The sequence below is a fragment of the Mycolicibacillus koreensis genome (assembly GCF_002104795.1).
Classification (GTDB): Bacteria; Actinomycetota; Actinomycetes; order Mycobacteriales; family Mycobacteriaceae; genus Mycobacterium; species Mycobacterium koreense.
Map to the genome: position 1 here is coordinate 1 of NZ_NCXO01000099.1, position 1,909 is coordinate 1,909.

2 protein-coding genes are annotated in these 1,909 nt (G+C 65.2%); both read left to right on the forward strand.

The features are described from left to right. Positions 1-924 (forward strand): acetaldehyde dehydrogenase (acetylating) (locus B8W67_RS20000; protein ID WP_207510166.1); only part of this gene is annotated, 924 nt, incomplete at its 5' end. Continuing rightward, positions 921-1,909 (forward strand): 4-hydroxy-2-oxovalerate aldolase (dmpG, locus tag B8W67_RS20005; protein WP_069393942.1); only part of this gene is annotated, 989 nt, incomplete at its 3' end. The genes B8W67_RS20000 and dmpG, both read left to right, overlap by 4 nt.

A 1,909-nucleotide genomic window follows, 5' to 3' on the forward strand; every position in this document is an offset into this window, starting at 1 on the left:
CAGAAGGCGTCGGTTGCCATTGTGGGTTCGGGCAACATCAGTACCGATTTGTTGTACAAGTTGTTGCGGTCGGAGTGGTTGGAGCCGCGGTGGATGATCGGTATCGATCCGGCCAGTGAGGGGTTGGCGCGCGCTCGCAAGCTGGGGCTGGAGACCAGTCATGAGGGGGTGGACTGGTTGCTGGCCCAAGATGAGAAGCCGGATTTGGTGTTCGAGGCGACCAGTGCGTATGTGCATCGTGATGCGGCCCCGAAATATGAGGCGGCCGGTATTCGGGCGATCGATTTGACTCCGGCGGCGGTGGGTCCGGCGGTGATTCCGCCGGCGAATCTGCACGAGCACCTCGACGCCCCCAACATCAACATGATCACCTGCGGCGGGCAGGCCACCATCCCGATCGTGTATGCGGTCAATCGGGCGGTGGCCGGCGCCGGCGGGGTGCCCTATGCGGAGATCGTGGCGAGTGTGTCCAGTGTGTCGGCGGGCCCGGGTACGCGGGCCAACATCGATGAGTTCACCAAGACCACCTCGGCCGGTGTGGAGACCATCGGGGGAGCTGCGCGCGGTAAGGCGATCATCATCTTGAATCCGGCGGATCCGCCGATGATCATGCGCGACACGATCTTCTGCGCGATTCCTGAGGATGCCGATCGGGAGGCGATCACCGCCTCGATTCATGACGTGGTGTCTTATGTGCAGACCTATGTGCCCGGGTACCGGCTGCTCAACGAGCCGCAGTTCGACGAGCCGTCGCTGAACTCCGGTGGGCAGGCGTTGGTGACGACGTTCGTGGAGGTCGAGGGTGCCGGTGATTATCTGCCGCCGTATGCGGGCAACCTCGACATCATGACCGCTGCGGCCACCAAGGTCGGTGAGGAGATCGCCAAACAGATGGCGAGCGTTTCGGAGGGGAACAGCAAATGACCGACAGCATCTTCGATGTGCGGATCACCGACACCAGCCTTCGGGACGGATCGCACCACAAGCGTCACCAGTTCACCGCCGATGAGGTCCGCGGCATCGTCACCGCCCTCGACGCCGCCGGCGTGCCGGTCATCGAGGTCACCCACGGTGACGGGCTCGGCGGGTCGAGCTTCAACTACGGCTTCTCCAAGACCCCCGATCAGGAACTGATCACACTGGCCGCGCAGACCGTGCGCGACGCCAAGATCGCGTTTTTGATGCTGCCCGGGGTCGGCACCGTCGACGACATCAAGCAGGCCCAGGACAACGGCGGCTCGATCTGCCGGATCGCCACGCACTGCACCGAGGCCGACGTGTCGCGCCAGCATTTCGGCAAGGCCCGCGAGATGGGGTTGGAGACCGTCGGGTTTTTGATGATGGCCCACACCATCTCCCCGGAGAAGCTGGCCGCCCAGGCCCGCATCATGGCCGACGCCGGCTGCCAGTGCGTCTACGTCGTCGACTCGGCCGGGGCGCTGGTGCTCACCGACGTGCGCGACCGGGTCCAGGCGCTGATCGCCGAACTCGGTGACGACGCCCAGGTCGGGTTCCACGGACATGAGAACCTCGGGCTCGGGGTGGCCAACTCGGTGGAGGCCGTGCGCGCCGGGGCCAAGCAGATCGACGGCTCGGTGCGCCGCTTCGGCGCCGGGGCCGGCAACGCCCCCGTCGAGGCACTGATCGGGGTGTTCGACAAGATCGGGGTGAAGACCGGCATCGACTTCTTCGACATCGCCGACGCCGCCGAAGACGTGGTGCGCCCCGCCATGCCCACCGAATGCATCCTGGACCGCAACGCACTGATCATGGGCTACTCCGGGGTGTACTCCAGCTTCCTCAAACACGCTGTACGCCAAGGCGAACGCTACGGTGTGCCCGCCCACGAACTGCTCCACCGCGCCGGACAGCGCAAACTCATCGGCGGCCAGGAAGACCAACTCATCGA